We start from the raw sequence: 20,534 nt of genomic DNA on the forward strand, positions 1-20,534 counted from the left end.
CCCGAGCCGTACTCTGGGCCCCATGCAGACCTCGCCGGACCGGCACGAGTACCCCGCTCACTGGGAGGCCGATGTCGTGCTGCGCGACGGCGGCACCGCGCGCATCCGGCCGATCACGGCCGACGACGCCGACCGCCTGGTCAGCTTCTACGAGCAGGTGTCCGACGAGTCGAAGTACTACCGCTTCTTCGCGCCGTATCCGCGCCTGTCCGCCAAGGACGTCCACCGCTTCACGCACCACGACTTTGTGGACCGGGTGGGACTCGCGGCCACGGTCGGCGGCGAGTTCATCGCCACCGTACGCTACGACCGCATCAACGCCGACGGCCTCCCCGCCTCCGCCCCCGCGGACGAGGCAGAGGTCGCCTTCCTCGTGCAGGACGCCCACCAGGGCCGCGGCGTGGCATCGGCCCTGCTTGAGCACATCGCGGCCGTCGCCCGTGAGCGCGACATCCGCCGCTTCGCCGCCGAGGTGCTGCCCGCCAACAACAAGATGATCAAGGTGTTCACGGACGCCGGATACCAGCAGAAGCGCCACTTCGAGGACGGCGTCGTACGCCTGGAGTTCGACCTGGAGCCCACCGACCGCTCGCTGGCCGTGCAGCGCGCGCGGGAGCAGCGGGCGGAGGGGCGCTCGGTGGCCAGGCTCCTCGCGCCGGGCTCGGTCGCCGTCATCGGTGCGGGCCGCACACCCGGGGGAGTGGGCCGCAGCGTCCTGGAGAACCTCCGCGAAGCGGGCTTCACCGGCCGCCTCTACGCCGTGAACGGGGCACTTCAGGAGAAGGAGCTCGGCGGAGTGCCGGCGTACAGCTCCGTGCGTGACATCCCCGAGCCCGTCGACCTCGCCGTCGTCGCCGTCCGGGCCGAGCGCGTCCCCGAAGTCGTCGCCGAGTGCGGTGAACACGGGGTTCAGGGGCTCGTCGTGGTCTCCGCCGGGTACGCCGAGAGCGGCCCCGAAGGCAGGGAGCGCCAGCGTGAGCTCGTGCGCCAGGCGCGTACGTACGGGATGCGGATCATCGGACCGAACGCCTTCGGAGTCATCAACACCTCCCCCCAGGTGCGGCTCAACGCCTCGCTCGCACCGGAGATGCCGCGCGCCGGGCGGATCGGCCTGTTCGCCCAGTCCGGCGCCATCGGCATCGCGCTGCTGTCCCGGCTGCACCGGCGCGGTGGCGGGGTCACCGGCGTGACCGGCGTGTCGACGTTCATCTCGTCCGGCAACCGCGCGGACGTGTCCGGCAACGACGTCCTTCAGTACTGGTACGACGACCCCGACACCGATGTCGCCCTCATGTACCTCGAATCCATCGGGAACCCGAGGAAGTTCACCCGCCTCGCGCGGCGCACCGCGGCGGCGAAGCCGCTGGTCGTCGTCCAGGGCGCACGGCACGGCGGGGCCGCGCCCCAGGGGCATGCCGTCCGGGCCACCCGGCTCCCGCACGCGACGGTGTCGGCGCTGCTGCGCCAGGCCGGCGTCATCCGGGTGGACACGATCACGGAACTGGTCGACGCGGGCCTGCTCCTGGCGCGCCAGCCCCTGCCGCTGGGGCCACGGGTGGCGATCGTCGGGAACTCCGAGTCCCTCGGGCTGCTGACGTACGACGCGTGCCTCGCCGAGGGGCTGCGACCGCTGCCCCCGGTGGACCTGACCACGGCCGCCTCGGCCGAGGACTTCCGCGCCGCGCTGACGCACGCGCTGGCCGACGACGGCTGCGACGCCGTCGCGGTCACCGCGATCCCGGCGGTGGGGGAGACCTCCACGGCCGACGCCGCCCTGGCGGAGGCGCTCCGCTCGGCCTCCGCCGCCGCTCCCGACAAGCCGGTCCTCGTCGTCCACGTCGAGCTGGGCGGCCTCGCGGAGGCACTGTCCGCGGCCGCCGGCACCGCGCCCCAGGCGGCTCGCCCCGCGCCCCCGTTCGCGGGCAGCAACCACCCCATCCGCCCGGCGGACCGCCCGCCGACGGTGGCGGAAGCCTCCGAGGCCGAGGCCGATTCCCGCCTCATCCCCGCCTACCCGGCCGCCGAGCGGGCCGTCCGCGCCCTCGCCGAGGCCGTGAGGTACGGCCAGTGGCGGCGCGAGGCCGCCGACCCCGGTCGCGTCCCCGAGTACGAGGACATCGACGAGAAGGGCGCGGCCGAACAGATCGACGCGCTGCTCGGCGACGGAGGCATGGGCGGCCTCACCCTCGGCCCCGACGACACCTGCGCCCTGCTCGGGCGGTACGGCATCGACGTCCGCCGTGCCCTGCCCGCGCCCACGCCCGACGAGGCCGTCGCAGCCGCGGAGCGCCTCGGCTACCCCGTGGCGCTCAAGACCACCGCCCCCCACCTGCGCCACCGCGCCGACCTCGGCGGCGTACGGCTGGATCTGGCGGACGAGGAGCAACTGCGCAGAGCGTACGCAGAGTTGACCAGCCTCTTCGGGACGCCGGAGGAGCTGCGCCCGGTGGTACAGGCGATGGCACCGCGCGGCGTCGACACGGTCGTACGAGCCGTCATAGACCCGGCGGCCGGAGCGGTGCTCTCCTTCGGGCTCGCCGGGGCCCCGTCGGAGCTGCTCGGAGACACCGCGCACCGGCTGATTCCGGTCACCGACCGGGACGCGGCCTCGCTGGTCCGGTCGATCCGGACCGCACCGCTCCTCTTCGGCTGGCGGGGCTCCGCGCCGGCGGACGTCGTGGCCCTGGAGGAACTGCTGCTGCGCCTGTCACGCCTTGTCGATGACCATCCCGAGGTCGTCTCCGTGTCCCTGGAGCCCGTCGTCGTGGCCCCGCACGGGCTGAGTGTGCTCGGCGCCTCCGTACGGCTCGCGCCGCCGCCCGTCCGCGACGACCTCGGTCCGCGCACGCTTCCTGTGTACTGAGCGGTGCCTCGCAGTCAGTGCGCCCCCGTAGGATGGACGTCATGGCCAAGACCAGTACGACGACCCAGGGGCTGCGAGCGGCGATCGAGCGCAGCGGCTACTACCCGGCCCTCGTGGCCGAGGCTGTGGAGGCCGCTGTGGGCGGCGAGCCCATCCGGTCGTATCTGGTCCATCAGGAGACGACGTTCGACGCCAACGAGGTGCGTCGGCACGTGACGGTGCTCGTCCTCACGGGAAACCGTTTCATCGTGAGCCACACCGACGAACAGGCGGCGGACAGCACGTCCCCGACGCCGTACGCGACCACGTCGACCGAATCCGTGAAGCTTGGCCGGATCTCGTCGGTGGTTCTCAGCCGCGTCGTCGCCAATCCGGAGAAGTACGTTCCGGGGACGCTGCCGCGCGAGGTCGTCCTCACCATCGGCTGGGGCGCGGTCGCCCGTATCGACCTGGAGCCGGCCGCCTGCGGTGACCCCAACTGCGAGGCGGACCACGGGTACACGGGCAGTTCGACGGCGGACGACCTGAGCCTGCGCGTCAGCGAGGCCGGGGACGGCCCGGACGCCGTGCGGCAGACCCTCGCCTTCGCGCAGTCGCTCTCCGAGGCGACCGCGGACGTCACCCGCTGATGGCCCAGCAAGTCTGGGACCACCCGGAACCGCTCTCCCTCGACTCCGCTCCCGTACCCGAGTACGGGGCCGGTTCGCTCGCAGACCTGCTGCCCACACTGGCCGCGGGCATGGACGTCCCGGACGTCACCGCCTCACTCACGGAACTGAGCCCGGCCGACCGGAACTGCGTCTTCCTGATCGACGGCCTCGGTTGGGAGCAGCTGAAGACGCATCCGGACGAGGCCCCGTTCATGACCTCCCTCCTGGGCAGCTCACGCGGCGGCACCGGCCGCCCGATCACAGCGGGCTACCCCGCGACCACCGCGACCTCCCTGGCCTCCGTCGGTACGGGCCTGCCGCCGGGCGCGCACGGCCTGCCCGGCTACACCGCGCGCAACCCGGAGACCGGCGAGCTGATGAACCAGCTCCGCTGGCAGCCATGGACGCAGCCGGGCAAGTGGCAGCCGTACCCCACGCTGTTCCAACTGGCCGACGCGGCGGGAGTGCACACCGCCCAGGTGTCGTCACCGCACTTCCAGAACACCCCCCTGACCAAGGTCGCCCTCAGCGGCGGCACGTTCCACGGGCGGCTGACCGGCGAGGACCGTATGGACCTCGCGGCCGAGCAACTGGCCGCCGGGGACCGCTCGCTGGTCTACACGTACTACGCGGAGGTGGACGGCAAGGGCCACCGCTTCGGCGTCGACTCGGACCCCTGGCGCGGACAACTCATGTACGTGGACCGGCTGGTCCAGCGCCTGGCCGAGCAACTGCCCCCGCGCACCGCCCTGTACGTCACCGCGGACCACGGGATGATCGACATCCCCTTCGACGAGCAGCACCGCATCGACTTCGACGAGGACTGGGAGCTGCGCGCCGGGGTCGCCCTCCTCGGCGGCGAGGGCCGCGCCCGGCACGTCTACGCGGTCCCGGGCGCCGAGTCGGACGTCCTGACCTGCTGGCGCGAGGTGCTCGGCGAGCAGTTCTGGGTGGCCTCGCGGGACGAGGCGATCGCGGCGGGCTGGTTCGGCCCGCACATCGACGAGCGGGTGTACGAGCGCATCGGTGACGTGGTCGCGGCCGCCCGCGACGACGTACTGATCATCGCGTCCGAGCGGGAGCCGAAGGAGTCGGCGATGGTCGGCAACCACGGCTCGATGACACCAGTCGAGCAGCACATTCCGCTTCTGGAAGTACGTTCCTGACCCTCCCCGCCCGACCAGTGAACCCCTCATGCCGAAAGGTGCTCAACTCCCCATGCCCGAGCTGGTGTTCTTCTCCGGAACCATGGACTGCGGGAAGTCGACGCTGGCTCTCCAGATCGAGCACAACCGCTCGGCCCGCGGCCTGCAGGGCATGATCTTCACCCGCGACGACCGCGCGGGCGAGGGCAAGCTGTCCTCCCGCCTGGGCCTGGTCACGGACGCGGTGGAGGTCGAGGACGACCAGGACGTGTACGCGTACGTCGTCGACCATCTCTCGAAGGGCGGCCGTGCGGACTACGTCATCGCGGACGAGGCGCAGTTCCTCGCCCCCGAGCAGATCGACCAACTGGCCCGCGTGGTCGACGACCTGGGCATCGACGTCTTCGCCTTCGGCATCACGACGGACTTCCGCTCCAAGCTCTTCCCCGGCTCCCAGCGCCTCGTCGAACTCGCCGACCGGGTCGAGGTCCTCCAGGTCGAGGCCCTCTGCTGGTGCGGCGCACGCGCCACCCACAACGCCCGCACCATAGGCGGCCACATGGTCGTCGAGGGCGCCCAGGTCGTCGTCGGTGACGTCGACCAGTCGGAGGACATCGGCTACGAGGTCCTGTGCCGCAGGCATCACAGCCGGCGGACGACCGCGGCCAGCGCCCGCGCGGGCGTGCTCTCCCCGGACGTGCTGCCGGTGGACGCGGTGTCCCGGACCTGAGGGGGACCGCCCAGCCCTGAGAGGGCGCCGGGGCACCCCTCAGTGGGTCGTCCGCACCACCGAGAACACCGCCCCCTCCGGGTCCGCCACCGTGGCGATGCGGCCGTGCGGGGTGTCACGGGCCGGTTTGAGCACATGGCCGCCCAGGTCGAGCAGGTGGGCGAGCGACGCGTCCACGTCGGCGACCTCGAAGTACGTCATCCAATGGGGTCCCCGGTCACGGGGCAGGGAGTTGCCGACGCCGTGGATGCCCGCCACCGGGCGCCCCTTGATGTACAGGGTGATGTAGTCGAAGTCGGCCGAGACGACGGGCTCCTCCTCGAAACCGAAGACCGTCTCGTAGAACTTGGCGACGCCGGAGGAGTCCCGGGTCATCAGCTCGTTCCAGGTCGGGGTGCCCGGGACACCGGTGATGCCCGTGCCGAGATGGGCCGCGGCCTGCCAGACGCCGAACACGGCACCCGCCGGGTCCGAGGCGATCGCCAGCCGCCCCGCGTCCTCGGCGTCGAGCGGGCCGACGCCCACCGTGCCGCCGCAGTGCCGGACCGTCTCCGCCGTCAGGTCCACGTCGTCCGAGGCGAAGTAGGGCGTCCAGGCGATGGGCAGATGACGGTCGGGCGGGAGCTGGCCGATCCCCGCCACCTCCTGGCCGTCGAGCTGCGCCCGCACGTACGAGCCGAGGTGCTGCGGGCCCGGCTGGAACTCCCAGCCGAACAGATCCCCGTAGAACTCCTGGGTCGCGGCCATCCCGTGCACCATCAGGCTCACCCAGCAGGGTGTGCCGGGCGTGTGCGCAGTGCCGTTCAGGCCGGCCGACCCCCGTGCCTCGGTCATCGTCACCCTCTCCTCGGCGCCTCGTGGGGCCGCTTCACTTCCACTACCGAACCGCGTGTTCCGCCGCCGTGCGCTTTCCGGGCCCGGTGCCGATGTTCGCACCACCAGGGGCACGGCGCGCCCCGGCCGGGTGGCCCATGGCGGGAGGATGCCCGAATTGCTGGTTCCCATCCGTTTCCCCGCCATTGCCTGCTGATGTCCATCAGGCATACAGCGTGTGGCCGAGTCCGCACGCCGAGTGGTCGGGGCGGCCCGGCCGAGCAGAGTAGCCGGACCTGGACGATGCGGCCACCCCGTGCGCAAGGATGGTGGCCATGAACGCCATCATCTCCGCACCCGAACTCGCGAGCGACCTGGCGGGTCCGAATCCGCCGGTCGTCCTGGACATCCGCTGGCAGCTGGGCGGCCCGAACCTGCGCTCCGCCTACGAGGAGGCGCACATTCCGGGGGCTGTCTACCTGGACCTGGACTCGGAACTCGCCGCCCCCGCCGGGGCGGCGGGCCGTCATCCGCTGCCCGACACGGAGGTCTTCGGAGCGGCCGTGCGGGCGGCCGGAGTGTCCGAGAACCGGGACGTGGTCGTGTACGACGGAGGGCTCGGCTGGGCCGCCGCGCGCGCCTGGTGGCTGCTGCGCTGGACGGGTCATCCGTCGGTGCGTGTGCTTGACGGCGGCCTCGCGGCCTGGAGCGGCCCGGTCGAGTCCGGCAGCCCGTCGCCGTCCGCCGGCACCTTCGTACCGGCCCCCGGCGCGCTGCCGCTTCTGGATGCCGACGGCGCCGCGGCGCTGGCCCGCACCGGTCTGCTCCTGGACGCCCGGGCCGCCGAGCGCTACCGGGGCGACGTCGAGCCCATCGACCGCGTCGGCGGGCACATCCCCGGGGCGGTCTCCGCGCCCACCACGGAGAACGTGGCCGAATCCGGCCACTTCCGCCCCGCCGCGGACCTCGCGGACCACTTCAAGTCGTTGGGCGTGACCGGCACTTCCGAGGTCGGCGTCTACTGCGGCTCGGGCGTCTCCGGCGCGCACGAGGTCCTCGCGCTGGCGGTCGCGGGCATCCCGGCCGCGCTGTACGTGGGTTCCTGGTCGGAGTGGTCCCAGGACGACAGCCGCCCGGTGGCCACGGGGCCGGACCCGCAGTAGCCGCAGCGGCTCGATGGAGGAACGGCGCACGGCAGCGGAAAGGGCTCGCACCAAGGTGGTGCGAGCCCTTTCCGGCATGTCCTAGTCCTGCTTCTTCCTGCGTGTCCCGAAGACGATCTCGTCCCAGCTTGGTACGGCCGCTCTGCGTCCGGGACGCACCCCGTCCGCCTCGGCCTGCCGGTCGGTAGCACCGATCAGCCGGTCGCGGTGACTGGCCACCGAGCGCGGCATGAGCACGTCCGCGTACGCGGAACCCGCCGAGGCCGCGGGAGCCGGGGGCTCCTCCGCCTCGGGCTCCGCGTCGAGCGGTTCCTCCACCTCGGGACGCTCCGTGGTGGAGGTCGTCGAGGCGGCGGGAGCGGGAGCGGTCGACGGACGCTCGGGCACCACCATGTCGCCGCGGAAGCTGGGCACCGCCTCCAGGAGACTGGTCAGCGAGTCGCGCTCGCTCGCGGTCTCCTCCAGGTCCGGCTCGGGCGACGGCGAGGGCAGGCTCGGCCGCTCCGTCTGCCGGTCCAGGGCACGGTCCATCGGACGGTCGCGCGGCAGCCGCGCGATGCGCGGCACGAACGGGAAGCTGGGCTCGGCCGCGGCGAGGTCGTCGGACTCGCCGATCAGCGAGCGCGCCTCGTCGTCCACGGCCTGGACGAGCCGCCGGGGCGGGTCGTACGTCCAGCTCGCCGAGTGCGGTTCGCCCGCCACCCGGTAGACCAGCAGGACTTCCCAGGTGCCGTCGTCACGACGCCAGGAGTCCCACTGGACGGTCTCCTTGTCGGCGCCGCGCAGCAGGAGCCTCTCCTGCACCGCCTCGCCGAGCTGGGGACCGGTGGTTTCGCCTGGGCGGCGGACAGGGGTCTTCCGGGCACGCTCCGCCATGAAGGCACGCTCGGCGAGCACGGGTCCCTCGAAGCGGCGCACCCGGTCGACGGGGATACCGGCGAGCTGGGCGACCTCTTCGGCGGACGCTCCCGCACGTATACGTGCCTGGATGTCTCGGGGGCGGAGATGGCTCTCCACCTCGATCTCGATCTGGCCGAGGCGGGGACGGTCGCCGCGTACGGCGGCGCGCAGACGCTCATCGATCGGAAGCGTGTACTCCGTGCTGTCCGCAGCCTTCAGCACCAGCCGTGTGCCGTCGTTAGAGACGGCCACGACACGCAGTTCGGGCATGGGGACCTCCCGGGTGGTGCCTGCCGACGTCACGTGCGTCGCTGCTTCCGCTAGTCGAGTGTGGCCTGCCCGGGTGCAGCCTGCCACAACCTTGCCGAGTTGCCCGGCGTGTCGGGCGGTGGCCCGGGATCGCCGTTATGGCACGGTTACCTATTCGCAACGCTAAGTGACGAACTCCATCACCCTGTGCAACGAGCCCCCTCCCGGCGGTCCTGGAAGGCCCCGGACGCCCTGGCGAGTGTCCGGACCCAGGGCTCGCAACAGTACTCCATTCGGGCCACTTGCGTGGATCGGCACGCCACCGAACTTCTGTCCGGGGGCGGGAGTTGGCCACCCGGGGCGACGTTCCGGTGACCATGGCGCGTGGCACGCTTCACGGAATCACCGCAAACGGAATTAATCGTTTCGCTTGTACGTCCTCTTCTCGCGCGGGCGTCTCGAAGCACTCGTGCAAACGTCGGTGTCTACTCGCCCAGCACCCGGCGCAAGTAGTCGTTCCCGAACCGCCGTTCAGGGTCGAGCCGGTCCCGCAGCCCGGTGAACTCGCCGAAGCGCGGGTAGACATCGGCGAAGTACTCCGCGTCGCGCGTGTGGACCTTGCCCCAGTGCGGCCGCCCCTCGTGCGCGGTGAAGATCCGCTCGGCGGCGCTGAAGTAGGCCTGGTACGGCGTGCCCCGGAACATGTGGACGGCGATGTACGCGGTGTCCCGGCCGGACGCCGTGGAGAGCGTGATGTCGTCCGCGGGCGCCGTGCGCACCTCCACCGGGAAGCTGATGCGCAGAGGCGAACGGTCGACCATGGCCTTCAGTTCGCGCAGCGTCTCGACGAGTGCCTCGCGCGGGACGGCGAACTCCATCTCCGTGAAGCGGACCCGGCGCGGAGAAGTGAAGACCTTGTAGGGAATGTCGGTGTAGGTGCGCGCGGACAGGGCGCGGCTGGAGATCTTGGCGATCGAGGGGATGGTGGCGGGCACGGCCCGGCCCACGTAATTGGCCACCCGGAAGACGCCGTTGGAGAGGAACTCGTCCTCGAAGAGGCCGCGCACGGTGCCGACCGGTCTCTCCGGGCCGGCGCTGCGGTTGTTGCGCTTGGTGTTGCAGTTGCCGGTGTGCGGGAACCAGTAGAACTCGAAGTGCTCGTTCTCCGCGAACAGTTCGTCGAAGGAACCCGTCACCTCGTCGAAGCTCATCGGCTCCTCACGGGCCGTGAGAAGAAAAGTGGGCTCTACGGAGAAGGTGATCGCGGTGATGATCCCCAGGGCGCCGATGCCGACGCGGGCCGCCGCGAACACGTCGGGGTTCTCTTTCTCCGAGCAGCTGAGGACCGAGCCGTCGGCCGTCACCAGCTCAAGTCCCGTGATCTGGGCGGCTATCGATGCGGAGTCGCGGCCCGTGCCGTGCGTCCCGGTGCTGACCGCCCCCGAGACCGTCTGCTCCATGATGTCGCCCATGTTCGTGAGCGACAGTCCCTCGCGCGCGAGAGCCAGGTTGAGACGCTTGAGCGGGGTGCCCGCCTCGACGGTGACGGTGCCTGCCTCACGATCAACCTTGCGGATCCCGGTCAACAGTTGAGGGCGGATCAACACACCGTCGGTGGCGGCGGCCGCCGTGAAGGAGTGACCGGTGCCGACGGCCTTCACCCTGAGCCCGTCCTCCGCGGCCTGGCGCACGGCGGCGGAGAGTTCCTCGACGGAGGCCGGAGTGACTTCCCGGGCCGGCCGGGCGGTGACGTTCCCCGCCCAGTTACGCCAGGTGCCGCTCTTCCCGCTCACTGTGCTGTTCATGGGTCCCCTCCCGCTGCGGAACCGGCCTGCTGAGCCGGCGATACCCCAGGAAACCCACCGCGACCGCGACGGCTCCGGCCGCGACCGGAACCCCGTACCCGGCCCGCGCCCCGGCCGTGTCGATCACCCAGCCGGACAGGGAGGAGCCGAGCGCGACGCCGACCATGAGTCCGGTGCTCACCCACGTCATGCCTTCGGTCAGTTTCGCGCGAGGTACGTGCAGTTCGACGAGGGCCATCGTCGTGATCATCGTCGGCGCGATGGACAGGCCCGCAACGAACAGCGCCACGGCCAGGAACGGCAAGTTTCCGACCAGTAGGAGGGGGATCATACTCACGGCCATGGTGCATACGCCCAGCAGCCACCTGCGGGCGGGCGCTCCGCCGAGGCGCAGCAGGCCGAACACGGCCCCCGCCAGACAGGAGCCCGCCGCGTACACGGCCAGGACGACGCTCGCCGCCCCCTTGTGGCCCTGCTCGTCGGCGAACGCGACGGTGACCACGTCGACCGCCCCGAAGATCGCCCCCGTCGCCACGAAGGTGGCCACCAGGACCTGCAGCCCGCCCGAGCGCAGGGCCGAGCCGCCCGTGTGGTGCTCGCGCGGATGCGGCGGGGGCTCGGTGGCGCGCTGGGAGGTCAGCCAGAAGACGCCGGCCACCAGGAAGCAGGCCGCGAGCAGTGGCCCGGCCTCCGGGAACCAGACGGTGGACAGACCGATGGAGATGATCGGCCCGAAGATGAAGCAGATCTCGTCGACGACGGACTCGAAGGCGTACGCGGTGTGCAGCTGGGGCTTGCCCCGGAACAGGTACGCCCAGCGCGCCCGGGTCATCGCGCCGATGCTCGGTACGCAGCCGATGCCGGCCGAGCAGAGGAACAGCACCCAGTCCGGCCAGTCGAAGTGGGCGGCCAGCAGCAGCCCGGCGGACGCGGCGAGCGCGAACAGCGTGGCGGGGCGCAGCACACGCCGCTGCCCGTGCCGGTCCACCAGGCGGGATATCTGGGGGCCGAACACCGCGGCGGACAGCGCCATGGTCGCCGAGAGCGCGCCCGCGAGCCCGTACCGCCCGGTGAGCTGCGAGATCATCGTGACCACGCCGATGCCCATCATCGACAGCGGCATCCGGCCGAGGAGGCCCGCGGTGGTGAAGCCCCTGGAGCCGGGGGCTGCGAACAGGGCGCGGTAGGGGCTGGGCACGGGGGTCTCCGGGAGCGGTCCGGTAAGGCGCGAATGCGGCCGATACAGCTTACGAGTCAGGTGACCCTAACGCATGTGCCGATGTCGGCCGTCACCTTGTCCGCCCGCTGTCCTGCACCCCGCCGTTGTCCGGCTGTCGGAGCCGAGTGGCAGGATCGAGGCATGCGAGACGCGCTCGATGCCACCCCCTACGACGCCCTGCTCCTGCTCTCGTTCGGCGGCCCCGAGGGCCCCGACGACGTGGTCCCGTTCCTGGAGAACGTGACGCGTGGACGGGGCATCCCCAAGGAACGCCTCAAGGAGGTGGGGCAGCACTACTTCCTCTTCGGCGGGGTCAGCCCCATCAACGACCAGAACCGCGCCCTGCTGGACGCCCTCCGCAAGGACTTCGCGGAGCACGGGCTCGACCTGCCGGTGTACTGGGGCAACCGGAACTGGGGCCCGTATCTGACCGACACCCTGCGCGAGATGGTCGCCGACGGCCGCCGCCGGGTCCTGGTCCTCGCCACGAGCGCGTACGCCTCGTACTCGGGCTGCCGGCAGTACCGCGAGGACCTCGCCGGGGCCCTGGCCACCCTGGAGGGGGAGGGCCTGGAGCTGCCGCGCATCGACAAGCTGCGGCACTACTTCAACCACCCCGGCTTCCTGGAGCCCATGATCGAGGGCCTCCTGCAGTCCCTCGCGGAGCTCCCCGAGGACGTCCGCGCGGGCGCGCACCTCGCCTTCACGACCCACTCGATCCCGAACGCCTCGGCGGACACCTCGGGCCCGGTCGAGGACCACGGCGACGGCGGGGCGTACGTGAAGCAGCACCTGGACGTCGCGCGGCTCGTCGCCGACGCCGTGCGCGAGCGGACCGGGAACGACCACCCCTGGCAGCTCGTCTACCAGTCGCGCTCGGGCGCCCCGCACATCCCGTGGCTGGAGCCGGACATCTGCGACCACCTGGAGGAGCTGCACGGCACCGGAGTCCCTGCCGTCGTCATGGCGCCCATCGGGTTCGTCTCGGACCACATGGAGGTCCTGTACGACCTCGACACGGAGGCCACGGCGAAGGCCGAGGAGCTGGGCCTGCCGGTCCGCCGCTCGGCCACCGTGGGCGCCGACCCGCGGTTCGCCGCCGCGATCCGCGAGCTGGTCCTGGAGCGTGCCGCCGCGGAGAGCGGCCGGGAGGTGACGCCCTGCGCGCTCGGCGCCCTGGGCCCGAGCCACAACCTGTGTCCCGTGGGCTGCTGCCCGGCCCGCGCCCCCAAGCCCGCAGCCGCGGGCGCCGACAGCCCGTACGCATGAGGAGCACCGTGACCGACACAGCAAGCGACGAGCTGAAGGCCGAGCTGCTGGAGATCGCGCTCGACGCGGCCCACCGCGCGGGCGCCTTCCTGCGCGACGGCCGCCCGGACGACCTCGGCGTGGCCGCCACCAAGTCCAGTGCCGTCGACGTCGTCACCGAGATGGACATCGCGTCCGAGAAGCTGATCACCGGTCTGCTGGCCGACCGCAGGCCGGACGACGGCGTGCTCGGCGAGGAGGGCGCCAGCGTCGAGGGCAGCAGCGGCGTCCAGTGGGTGATCGACCCGATCGACGGCACGGTCAACTATCTGTACGGACTGCCCAGTTGGTCCGTCTCCATCGCGGCCCTCAAGGACGGCGAGACCGTCGTCGGGGTGGTGCAGGCCCCGATGCGCGCGGAGACCTACCGGGCCGTCCTGGGGCAGGGCGCGTACGTGAACGACCGCCCCGCGCGCGTGCGGCCCGCCCCGGCCTTCGGGCTGGCCCTCGTCGGCACCGGCTTCGGCTACCTCGCCGAGCGCCGGGCCCGGCAGGCCGAGGTGGTCGGACACCTGATCCCCCAGGTCCGCGACATCCGCCGCGGCGGCTCGGCGGCGATCGACCTGTGCGACGTGGCGACGGGCCGCCTGGACGCGTACTACGAGCGCGGCCTGAACCCCTGGGACTACGCCGCCGGCGACCTGATCGCCCGCGAGGCGGGCGCCCTGACCGGCGGCCGCCCCGGAGACCCCCTCTCGACAGACCTGACGGTCGCGGCCCCACCCGGCCTCTTCGAACCACTCCAGGCCCGCCTGGAGGAACTGGGAGCCTGGCACGACTGACGCCGCGGGGTTGGCATGTCGGCCGCGGGTGCGTCGTGGCCGGGCGCGCAGTTCCCCGCGCCCCTTCGGGGGCGCGGGGCGGAGGTGAACCCGGCCCAAAAAACGGGCGCCCCGGCACTGGATCGATGCCGGGGCCCCGCTTTTGTGCGAGCTGATCAGACGCGTGACGCGCCGACCTGCACGCCGTGCTCGGCGGCAAGGCGGTGCAGGTCGTCGAGCTCTGCCTGCTCGACCTCCGCGAGGAAGTCGTCGCCGGTCTCGCGAGCCATCGTCAGGTCGGACTCGGTCGCCCTTATGCGCTGCAGAAGTCCTGCGGTGAATGCGTCCATGCTGCGCCCCCTCGTCCTGGGTCGTGGGTCGGTGGCACGGGGGTGTGCCGTTCGGAAGGGGCGATCACGTCTCCAGGGTGCCCAGCGCTGCCCGCACTGGGCGGCGACGGTGCCGGACACCCACGCCCGCCCTGCGGAAGCGGACCGTGACATACCGCATGGTGGTGCGGCACAAGCAGAGCGTGATCGCGGGGTGTAAAGCCGTCCTCCCCCCGCTCCCTTCCACGGAAACCTCAACCGCACGAGAAAATCTGGCATTCCCCGGCCCCCGCACCCGCCTTACAGCCGACTTATGGCCGAAAAGGGCAGGATGGAGACTCAACCCGCGACAGACCCTGCCCGCGTGCGCCGAAGAGGCGCTACGCGGGTGGACAGAGGAAGGACAAGCGACGTGCGCGTACTCGTCGTCGAGGACGAGCAACTGCTCGCCGATGCGGTGGCCACCGGACTGCGCCGGGAGGCCATGGCCGTCGACGTCGTGTACGACGGCGCGGCCGCCCTGGAGCGCATCGGTGTCAACGACTACGACGTGGTCGTCCTCGACCGTGACCTCCCCCTCGTGCACGGCGACGACGTCTGCCGCAAGATCGTCGAACTCGGCATGCCCACACGCGTGCTGATGCTCACGGCCTCCGGAGACGTCAGCGACCGCGTGGAGGGCCTGGAGATCGGCGCCGACGACTACCTCCCCAAGCCCTTCGCGTTCAGCGAGCTGACCGCACGCGTGCGTGCCCTCGGCCGGCGTACGAGCATGCCGCTGCCGCCCGTCCTTGAGCGCGCCGGGATCAAGCTCGACCCCAACCGCCGTGAGGTCTTCCGCGACGGCAAGGAGGTTCAGCTCGCGCCCAAGGAGTTCGCCGTCCTGGAGGTGCTGCTGCGCAGCGAGGGCGCCGTCGTCTCCGCCGAGCAGCTCCTGGAGAAGGCCTGGGACGAGAACACGGACCCGTTCACCAACGTCGTGCGCGTCACGGTGATGACCCTGCGCCGCAAGCTCGGCGAGCCCCCGGTCATCGTCACGGTGCCCGGTTCCGGCTACCGGATCTGATATTCGATGACCACGACACCCGCTCCTCCCAAGGCACCCCCGAAGCCCACCTGGGACCCGAGGAAACCGGAGCCGCCGTTCCCCTGGCTGCGTCCGACCATCCGGATACGTCTCACCCTGCTGTATGGCGGCATGTTCCTGATCGCCGGGATCCTGCTGTTGTCGATCATCTACCTGTTGGCGGCCCAGGCCCTCCGTGAGGGCAGCAGCGTCTCCTTCCAGGTGACCGGCAGCAACCTCAAGCTCTTCAGCGAGAACTGCCCCCAGCTGGGCGATGCCGGGAGCAACCAAGAGCTGAACGCGATGCTCAAGGAGTGCACGGCCACCCAGCAGCAGCACGCTCTGGACGGTCTCCTCAGCCGCTCGCTCCTCGCCCTCCTGGGCCTCGCCGTCATCGCGTTCGCCTTCGGCTACGCGATGGCCGGCCGGGTGCTGTCGCCGCTCGGGCGGATCACGCGCACCGCGCGCGCGGTGGCGGGGTCGGACCTGTCGCGGCGGATCGAGCTGGACGGTCCGGACGACGAGTTCAAGGAGCTGGCGGACACCTTCGACGACATGCTGGAGCGGCTGCAGAGAGCCTTCACGGCCCAGCAGCGGTTCGTCGGGAACGCCTCGCACGAGCTGCGGACGCCGCTGGCGATCAACCGCACGCTCCTCGAGGTGCATCTGTCCGATCCGGGAGCGCCCGTGGAGCTGCAGCAACTCGGCAAGACGCTGCTCGCGACGAACGAGCGCAGCGAGCAGCTCGTCGAGGGTCTGCTGCTGCTCGCCCGCAGCGACAACCAGATCGTCGAACGCAAGCCGGTCGACCTCGCCGAGGTCGCCTCGCAGGCCATCGACCAGGCCCGTGGCGAGGCGGAGGCGAAGGGCGTGACGATCCGCGGGAAGCGCGATGCCGCGGTCGTCCAGGGCAGCGGAGTCCTCCTGGAGCGGATCGCCCTGAACCTCGTCCAGAACGCCGTGCGGTACAACGTGGCGGAGGAGGGCTGGGTCGAGGTGACCACAGAGGTCCAGCACGGCCAGGCGGTTCTCGTGGTGTCCAATACGGGGCCCGTGGTGCCCGCGTACGAGATCGACAATCTTTTCGAGCCTTTCCGGCGACTGCGCACGGAGCGGACGGGCAGTGACAAAGGCGTGGGTCTTGGCCTGTCGATCGCCAGGTCGGTGGCCCGTGCCCACGGCGGTCATATCGCCGCGGAACCGCGTGAGGGGGGTGGGCTGGTGATGCGAGTGACCCTGCCTGTCTGAGACCATGTCGCCGACACGCGAGGATGTTCGCTTTGCGCGGAATTTTCTGGGCATGCCGTGCGCTGCCTCGTGTGTGATCGATCACAAGGGCGAATTTCCGGCCATCTACTCTCCGTGATCAAGAAGGCCGTCGTAAAGCCGGGAACATCCGGGTTTTCGGGGGTCGAGATCACGGGAAGTACACGGTGAGACGCCTTTGAAGTGCGGCATTCGGACCGTGTACGGTCCCGTTCGCCATCCAAGCCGATCACTCTTGAGGGGTCCGATTGGGTGTCGATTGAGTAACAGACCTTGATGTGAGGCAAAATCTCCGCCTCGGGTCGGGCACAAGTCCGGCCTCTCACGCGTTACGTGCGCTGGAGACACCGCAGACACCCAGAGGGGGAGAGCGACATGGCAACGGATTACGACACCCCACGCAAGACCGACGACGACGTCGATTCGGACAGCCTTGAAGAACTGAAGGCTCGCCGGAACGACAAGTCGACTTCGGCGGTCGACGTGGACGAGTTCGAGGCTGCAGAAGGCCTGGAACTGCCCGGCGCGGACCTCTCGAACGAGGAGTTGGCCGTCCGGGTCCTGCCGAAGCAGCAGGACGAGTTCACCTGCATGAGCTGCTTCCTGGTCCACCACCGCAGCCAGCTGGCCCGCGAGAAGAACGGCCAGCCGATCTGCCGCGACTGCGACTGAGGCAGGGTCGGCCGTGACAGGCTCGACCCCGCCCTGGAAGCGCCGCTTTCGTGACCAGGGAGCGGCCGGTCCGTCCTCGGACGGCATGCATGACGACGAGCGGGGCCACCCGGCCTCGCTCGAAGCAGTGGACGCGACAGGCGCCTCCGGCGCCCTGGAGGTGCCGGTTCCAAAGGCGCCTGTCGCCAAGCGCAGGGCCGCCGCGGTCGGCCACGGGGTGAAGGAAGGTGTCCGTAAGGGCGGCAGCCGCGCCAGGGCGGGCCTGGCGTACCTCACCGACCGCATCATCGAGAACGCCCCGCGAATCCCCGTACGCGACCTCGCGACCCTCCGCAGGCAGTTCCCGGGCCTAGGCCCCGAGCAGCTCGCGGACAAGCTCGTGGCGGGCGCCTGCAACGCGACCTCCACGGTGGGCGCGGGAATCGGCGCGGCCGCGATGATGCCCGTACCTCCGGCGATGCCCACGGAGCTGGCCGCCGAGATCACCGGCGTGGCCGCGATCGAGATGAAGCTGATCGCGGAGTTGTACGAGGTCTACGGCCTGCGGCCGCCGGGCAATTTGAAAGAGCGCTCCACCACGTATCTGAGTTCGTGGTCGGAGGAGCGCGGAATCGACGTGACCAAACCGTCGACGATCAACGCGGCCCTCGGAGGCCAGCTGAAGCGCGAGCTGCGCCAGCAGATCATGAAGCGCATGGTCAGAAATCTGCCGAACCTGATGCCGTTCATGGTCGGCGCCGCCGTCGGGGCGGTCATGAACCGCCGTGACACGAGAAAGCTGGCGGAGCGCATCCGGAAAGACCTCCGCAAGGCGCAGGTGCCGTGGGACGCGCTGCCGGCGCTGCCGCCCCTGGAGAAGCCCGCCGATCCGCTGCGCGTCGGGGAGATCCCCAAGGAGCTGGGGCGCTGACACCCGCTGACCCCACTTCCCCGGCCCTGCCAGGCAAAGTTCTGACCCGCGGAAGGGAAAGTTTCCGTACGGCACACGAGTGCGAGCGCGGCCAATAAGTCGGCCGGGAGCCGCTCCGGGACTCGTGGCGGATCCGACCGGAGCTACGCCGTCGTCGTCCGTGCCGCTTCCAGTGCCGCGGCCAGGCGCTCCGGGTCGCGGGTCGACAGGTACAGGTACGGGGTCGGGTCGGCCGGGTCGGTGACCTCCACGCGGAGCGCCGTGGGGATGTAGGAGCGCAGGAGCATGAAGGCGCGTGTGTCGGCCTTGAACGTGCGCCAGGCGCGCGTCTCCTCCGGGTCGAGGACATGTGCCTCGCCGAGGGCCGAGACCGGGATCTTCGCGTCGCCCGCGATCAGGGAGCCGGCCACCACACGGATTCGCACCGAGCCGTACGAACTGGCCGCCACCGCCGCGACCGCCGTGCCGCCGACGAGGCCCCCCAGCAGGGGAAGCGTGCCGAACGGCAGCAGGATCAGGGCCATCGACAGACCCACCAGCAGGCTGATGAACCACCAGGAACGGGGCGCGGTCAGACGTTCTTCGTACGGCGAGGCGGAGAGCTGCATACGGCCTAGCCTGCCACGGTGCGTGCGCGGCGCTGACGCGGAGGTAAGGTCTGCGCCTGTGAGTGGTACATCTTCAGCTCTGCGGCCCCCGGCCGACGCCGTGGCGCCGGTGAGGCATCCCGACGCGCCCGCGCCCGGCGAACTGCTCGGCGCGCACTACGGCCAGTGCTTCGGCTGCGGGGGAGACCAGCCGCACGGACTGCACCTGGAGGCCCGCGCGGGCGAGGGGGTGAGGATCACCGCCGAGTTCACCGTGAAGCCGGCCCACCAGGGCGCTCCCGGCCTCGCGCACGGCGGAGTCCTCGCGAGCGCACTCGACGAGACCCTCGGCTCGCTGAACTGGCTACTGCGCACCATCGCGGTGACCGGACGGCTGGAGACCGACTTCGTACGGCCCGTGCCCGTCGGCACCGTGCTGTACCTGGAGGCCGAGGTGACGGCGGTGGCGGGGCGCAAGATCTACTCGTCCGCCACCGGACGCACCGGCGGCCCGGACGGGCCCGTCGCCGTCCGCGCGGACGCCCTCTTCCTGGAGGTGAAGGTGGAGCACTTCACCTCCAACGGCCGCCCGGAGGAGATCCGCGCGGCCATGGACGACCCCGACCAGGTCCGCCGTGCCCGTGCCTTCGAGGTGAACCCGTGACCCCGACCCCGACTCCGGTGGGCGTGCTGATCAAGCGCGTCGATCCGGACGTACCGCTTCCGGAATACGCGCACCCCGGTGACGCCGGTGCGGACCTCCGGACGACGGAGAGCCGCGTACTGGAACCCGGCGAGAGGGCCGTGCTGCCCACGGGGGTGTGCATCGCGCTCCCTGAGGGGTACGCGGCCTTCGTGCACCCGCGTTCCGGGCTCGCCGCCCGCTGCGGTGTCGCTCTGGTGAATGCCCCGGGGACGGTTGATGCCGGGTACCGTGGGGAGATCAAGGTGATCGTGGTGAATCTCGACCCGCGCGAGTCCGTGCGGTTCGAGCGCTTCGACCGGATTGCCCAACTGGTCGTCCAGCAGGTCGAGAAGGTGCGCTTCCAGGAGGTGGCGGAGCTTCCCGACTCGGCGCGGGCCGCGGGGGGCTTCGGGTCCACCGGCGGGCATGCCGCCGTGGGCGGCACAACGGGTGGGAATCGATACGCTTCGGTCGTATCCGACCGGGAAGGACAGTGACGTGTTCGGACGTCGCAAGAAGGGCAGTGCCGCCGAGGACGCGGCGGGCGAGGCCGAGCAGGTCGTCGACAGTGTCGACACTGAGGCGGACGACGCGGAGCGCGAGCGCGTGAGGCTTGAGCCCGAGCCGCGCCCCGACGGCCCCTGGGACAGCACAGAGGTCCGGGATCCGGCCGAGGGCCGGGTCGACCTGGGCGGTCTTTTCGTGCCCGGGGTCGACGGCATGGAGCTCCGGGTGGAGGTCGCGGGCGACGCCATCGTCGCGGCCACCGTGGTGCTCAAGGACAGCGCCGTCCAGCTGCAGGCCTTCGCCGCCCCCAAGCGCGAGGGCATCTGGGGCGAGGTGCGCGAGGAGATCGCCACCGGCATCACCCAGCAGGGCGGTGTCATCGACGAGGTCGAGGGCCCGCTGGGCTGGGAGCTGCGCGCCCAGGTACCGGTGCAGCTGCCGGACGGGACGGGCGGCTTCCAGGTCGTCCGGTTCATCGGCGTGGACGGCCCCCGCTGGTTCCTGCGCGGAGTGATCTCCGGCCAGGGCGCCGTGCAGCCGCAGACCGGCGGCGTACTGGAGTCGATCTTCCGGGACACCGTCGTGGTCCGCGGTGAGGGCCCGATGGCCCCGCGCGACCCGATCGTCCTGAAGCTGCCGGACGACGCGCAGATGGTCGCCGAGGGCGTCCAGCAGGAGGAGCAGGCGGGTTCCCGCTTCTCCGGCGGCATGGGTCAGCTGCAGCGCGGACCGGAGATCACCGAGGTCCGGTAGCAGCGCACAAGGAAGTACGGCGGTGGGGGGGGGGGGGGGGGGGGGGGGGGGGGGGGCGCGGGGCGGGGCGCGGCGGGGGGGGGGGGGGGCCATGCTGAGGCGGGGGCGGCGCGCCGCGCCCGCCCCCGCCCCCCCCCCCCCCACCACCCCCCC

General features: G+C 71.3%; 20 protein-coding genes. 14 read left to right on the forward strand and 6 right to left on the reverse strand.

All coding sequences use genetic code 11. The features are described from left to right. Positions 1-22 precede the first annotated feature (22 nt). From ACIBEI_RS37390 to ACIBEI_RS37405, 4 genes are read left to right on the forward strand one after another with little or no spacing between them, the layout of a single operon-like run. The gene (locus tag ACIBEI_RS37390) at positions 23-2,863 is read left to right on the forward strand and encodes a GNAT family N-acetyltransferase (protein WP_398894968.1); all 2,841 of its coding nucleotides are present in this window, start codon (positions 23-25) and stop codon (positions 2,861-2,863) included. Positions 2,864-2,904: 41 nt separating this feature from the next. Continuing rightward, a complete protein-coding gene (locus ACIBEI_RS37395) occupies positions 2,905-3,492 on the forward strand; it encodes a DUF5998 family protein (protein WP_143638176.1) in 588 nt (195 codons plus the stop codon). Further along, positions 3,492-4,679, forward strand: a complete 1,188-nt coding sequence (locus ACIBEI_RS37400; RefSeq protein ID WP_398894969.1) for an alkaline phosphatase family protein — start codon at positions 3,492-3,494, stop codon at positions 4,677-4,679. Before ACIBEI_RS37395 ends, ACIBEI_RS37400 begins: the two co-directional genes overlap by 1 nt. Positions 4,680-4,731: 52 nt before the next feature. Further along, the gene (locus ACIBEI_RS37405) at positions 4,732-5,388 is read left to right on the forward strand and encodes a thymidine kinase (protein ID WP_398894970.1); all 657 of its coding nucleotides are present in this window, start codon (positions 4,732-4,734) and stop codon (positions 5,386-5,388) included. Between the two features lie 39 nt (positions 5,389-5,427). Here ACIBEI_RS37405 and ACIBEI_RS37410 read toward each other — a convergent pair whose 3' ends face one another. Further along, complete coding sequence (locus ACIBEI_RS37410; RefSeq protein ID WP_398894972.1) at positions 5,428-6,222, reverse strand: VOC family protein; 795 nt, start codon at positions 6,220-6,222, stop codon at positions 5,428-5,430. Positions 6,223-6,536: 314 nt separating this feature from the next. Between ACIBEI_RS37410 and ACIBEI_RS37415 the strand changes: the two genes are divergently transcribed. After that, on the forward strand, positions 6,537-7,364 hold the full coding sequence (locus ACIBEI_RS37415; RefSeq protein WP_398894974.1) for a sulfurtransferase: 828 nt from the start codon (positions 6,537-6,539) through the stop codon (positions 7,362-7,364). 81 nt (positions 7,365-7,445) lie between these two features. Here the strand turns inward: ACIBEI_RS37415 and sepH are convergent, their stop codons facing one another. The 3 genes from sepH to ACIBEI_RS37430 form a co-directional block, all read right to left on the reverse strand. Next, positions 7,446-8,534 carry a septation protein SepH gene (gene sepH / locus ACIBEI_RS37420; protein ID WP_200395451.1) on the reverse strand — a complete coding sequence of 363 codons (1,089 nt, stop codon included), beginning with the start codon at positions 8,532-8,534 and terminating at the stop codon, positions 7,446-7,448. A gap of 464 nt (positions 8,535-8,998) precedes the next feature. After that, positions 8,999-10,318, reverse strand: a complete 1,320-nt coding sequence (locus ACIBEI_RS37425) for a D-arabinono-1,4-lactone oxidase (RefSeq protein WP_398894975.1) — start codon at positions 10,316-10,318, stop codon at positions 8,999-9,001. Beyond that, positions 10,278-11,516 (reverse strand): MFS transporter, encoded by a 1,239-nt coding sequence (locus ACIBEI_RS37430; RefSeq protein ID WP_398894977.1) that lies wholly within the window; start codon positions 11,514-11,516, stop codon positions 10,278-10,280. Before ACIBEI_RS37430 ends, ACIBEI_RS37425 begins: the two co-directional genes overlap by 41 nt. A gap of 162 nt (positions 11,517-11,678) precedes the next feature. On the opposite strand from ACIBEI_RS37430, the gene ACIBEI_RS37435 reads away from it, so the two are divergent. After that, complete coding sequence (locus ACIBEI_RS37435) at positions 11,679-12,806, forward strand: ferrochelatase (protein WP_398894979.1); 1,128 nt, start codon at positions 11,679-11,681, stop codon at positions 12,804-12,806. Then, positions 12,803-13,627, forward strand: coding sequence for an inositol monophosphatase family protein (locus ACIBEI_RS37440; protein ID WP_398894980.1), 825 nt, complete (start codon positions 12,803-12,805; stop codon positions 13,625-13,627). Before ACIBEI_RS37435 ends, ACIBEI_RS37440 begins: the two co-directional genes overlap by 4 nt. A gap of 155 nt (positions 13,628-13,782) precedes the next feature. Here ACIBEI_RS37440 and ACIBEI_RS37445 read toward each other — a convergent pair whose 3' ends face one another. Then, a complete protein-coding gene (locus ACIBEI_RS37445; protein WP_398894982.1) occupies positions 13,783-13,956 on the reverse strand; it encodes a hypothetical protein in 174 nt (57 codons plus the stop codon). 391 nt (positions 13,957-14,347) lie between these two features. Here ACIBEI_RS37445 and ACIBEI_RS37450 point away from each other — a divergent pair, with 391 nt between their 5' ends. From ACIBEI_RS37450 to ACIBEI_RS37465, 4 genes are all read left to right on the forward strand, one after another. Continuing rightward, entirely contained in the window at positions 14,348-15,001 is a 654-nt protein-coding gene (locus tag ACIBEI_RS37450; protein WP_055615445.1) for a response regulator transcription factor, read from the forward strand. Positions 15,002-15,007: 6 nt separating this feature from the next. Next, positions 15,008-16,249 (forward strand): sensor histidine kinase, encoded by a 1,242-nt coding sequence (locus tag ACIBEI_RS37455; protein WP_398894984.1) that lies wholly within the window; start codon positions 15,008-15,010, stop codon positions 16,247-16,249. A gap of 393 nt (positions 16,250-16,642) precedes the next feature. Continuing rightward, positions 16,643-16,939, forward strand: a complete 297-nt coding sequence (locus tag ACIBEI_RS37460; protein ID WP_005481602.1) for a DUF4193 domain-containing protein — start codon at positions 16,643-16,645, stop codon at positions 16,937-16,939. A gap of 13 nt (positions 16,940-16,952) precedes the next feature. Continuing rightward, positions 16,953-17,849, forward strand: a complete 897-nt coding sequence (locus tag ACIBEI_RS37465) for a hypothetical protein (RefSeq protein ID WP_398894985.1) — start codon at positions 16,953-16,955, stop codon at positions 17,847-17,849. A 143-nt stretch (positions 17,850-17,992) separates the two neighbouring features. Here ACIBEI_RS37465 and ACIBEI_RS37470 read toward each other — a convergent pair whose 3' ends face one another. Further along, positions 17,993-18,457: a DUF3093 domain-containing protein gene (locus ACIBEI_RS37470; RefSeq protein WP_055615447.1), complete on the reverse strand. Its 465-nt coding sequence runs from the start codon at positions 18,455-18,457 to the stop codon at positions 17,993-17,995. Positions 18,458-18,515: 58 nt separating this feature from the next. Here ACIBEI_RS37470 and ACIBEI_RS37475 point away from each other — a divergent pair, with 58 nt between their 5' ends. From ACIBEI_RS37475 to ACIBEI_RS37485, 3 genes are read left to right on the forward strand one after another with little or no spacing between them, the layout of a single operon-like run. Continuing rightward, positions 18,516-19,100 (forward strand): PaaI family thioesterase, encoded by a 585-nt coding sequence (locus ACIBEI_RS37475; RefSeq protein ID WP_398894987.1) that lies wholly within the window; start codon positions 18,516-18,518, stop codon positions 19,098-19,100. Next, on the forward strand, positions 19,097-19,618 hold the full coding sequence (gene dut / locus ACIBEI_RS37480; protein WP_398894988.1) for a dUTP diphosphatase: 522 nt from the start codon (positions 19,097-19,099) through the stop codon (positions 19,616-19,618). The genes ACIBEI_RS37475 and dut overlap by 4 nt, the downstream gene beginning before the upstream one ends. A 1-nt stretch (position 19,619) precedes the next feature. Next, positions 19,620-20,381 carry a DUF3710 domain-containing protein gene (locus tag ACIBEI_RS37485; RefSeq protein ID WP_200395442.1) on the forward strand — a complete coding sequence of 254 codons (762 nt, stop codon included), beginning with the start codon at positions 19,620-19,622 and terminating at the stop codon, positions 20,379-20,381. The last annotated feature ends 153 nt before the right edge of the window (positions 20,382-20,534 follow it).

It is taken from the genome of Streptomyces sp. NPDC050988 (genome assembly GCF_044456225.1).
Taxonomy (GTDB): domain Bacteria; phylum Actinomycetota; class Actinomycetes; order Streptomycetales; family Streptomycetaceae; genus Streptomyces.

Coding starts and splice junctions, on each gene's coding strand:
- ACIBEI_RS37410 (WP_398894972.1), bottom strand. CDS start 6,222: ATGACCGAGGCACGGGGGTCGGCCGGCCTGAACGGCACTGCGCACACG.
- ACIBEI_RS37460 (WP_005481602.1), top strand. CDS start 16,643: ATGGCAACGGATTACGACACCCCACGCAAGACCGACGACGACGTCGAT.
- ACIBEI_RS37435 (WP_398894979.1), top strand. CDS start 11,679: ATGCGAGACGCGCTCGATGCCACCCCCTACGACGCCCTGCTCCTGCTC.
- sepH (WP_200395451.1), bottom strand. CDS start 8,534: ATGCCCGAACTGCGTGTCGTGGCCGTCTCTAACGACGGCACACGGCTG.
- ACIBEI_RS37455 (WP_398894984.1), top strand. CDS start 15,008: ATGACCACGACACCCGCTCCTCCCAAGGCACCCCCGAAGCCCACCTGG.
- ACIBEI_RS37440 (WP_398894980.1), top strand. CDS start 12,803: ATGAGGAGCACCGTGACCGACACAGCAAGCGACGAGCTGAAGGCCGAG.
- ACIBEI_RS37445 (WP_398894982.1), bottom strand. CDS start 13,956: ATGGACGCATTCACCGCAGGACTTCTGCAGCGCATAAGGGCGACCGAG.
- ACIBEI_RS37395 (WP_143638176.1), top strand. CDS start 2,905: ATGGCCAAGACCAGTACGACGACCCAGGGGCTGCGAGCGGCGATCGAG.
- ACIBEI_RS37425 (WP_398894975.1), bottom strand. CDS start 10,318: ATGAACAGCACAGTGAGCGGGAAGAGCGGCACCTGGCGTAACTGGGCG.
- ACIBEI_RS37470 (WP_055615447.1), bottom strand. CDS start 18,457: ATGCAGCTCTCCGCCTCGCCGTACGAAGAACGTCTGACCGCGCCCCGT.
- ACIBEI_RS37400 (WP_398894969.1), top strand. CDS start 3,492: ATGGCCCAGCAAGTCTGGGACCACCCGGAACCGCTCTCCCTCGACTCC.
- ACIBEI_RS37405 (WP_398894970.1), top strand. CDS start 4,732: ATGCCCGAGCTGGTGTTCTTCTCCGGAACCATGGACTGCGGGAAGTCG.
- ACIBEI_RS37390 (WP_398894968.1), top strand. CDS start 23: ATGCAGACCTCGCCGGACCGGCACGAGTACCCCGCTCACTGGGAGGCC.
- ACIBEI_RS37415 (WP_398894974.1), top strand. CDS start 6,537: ATGAACGCCATCATCTCCGCACCCGAACTCGCGAGCGACCTGGCGGGT.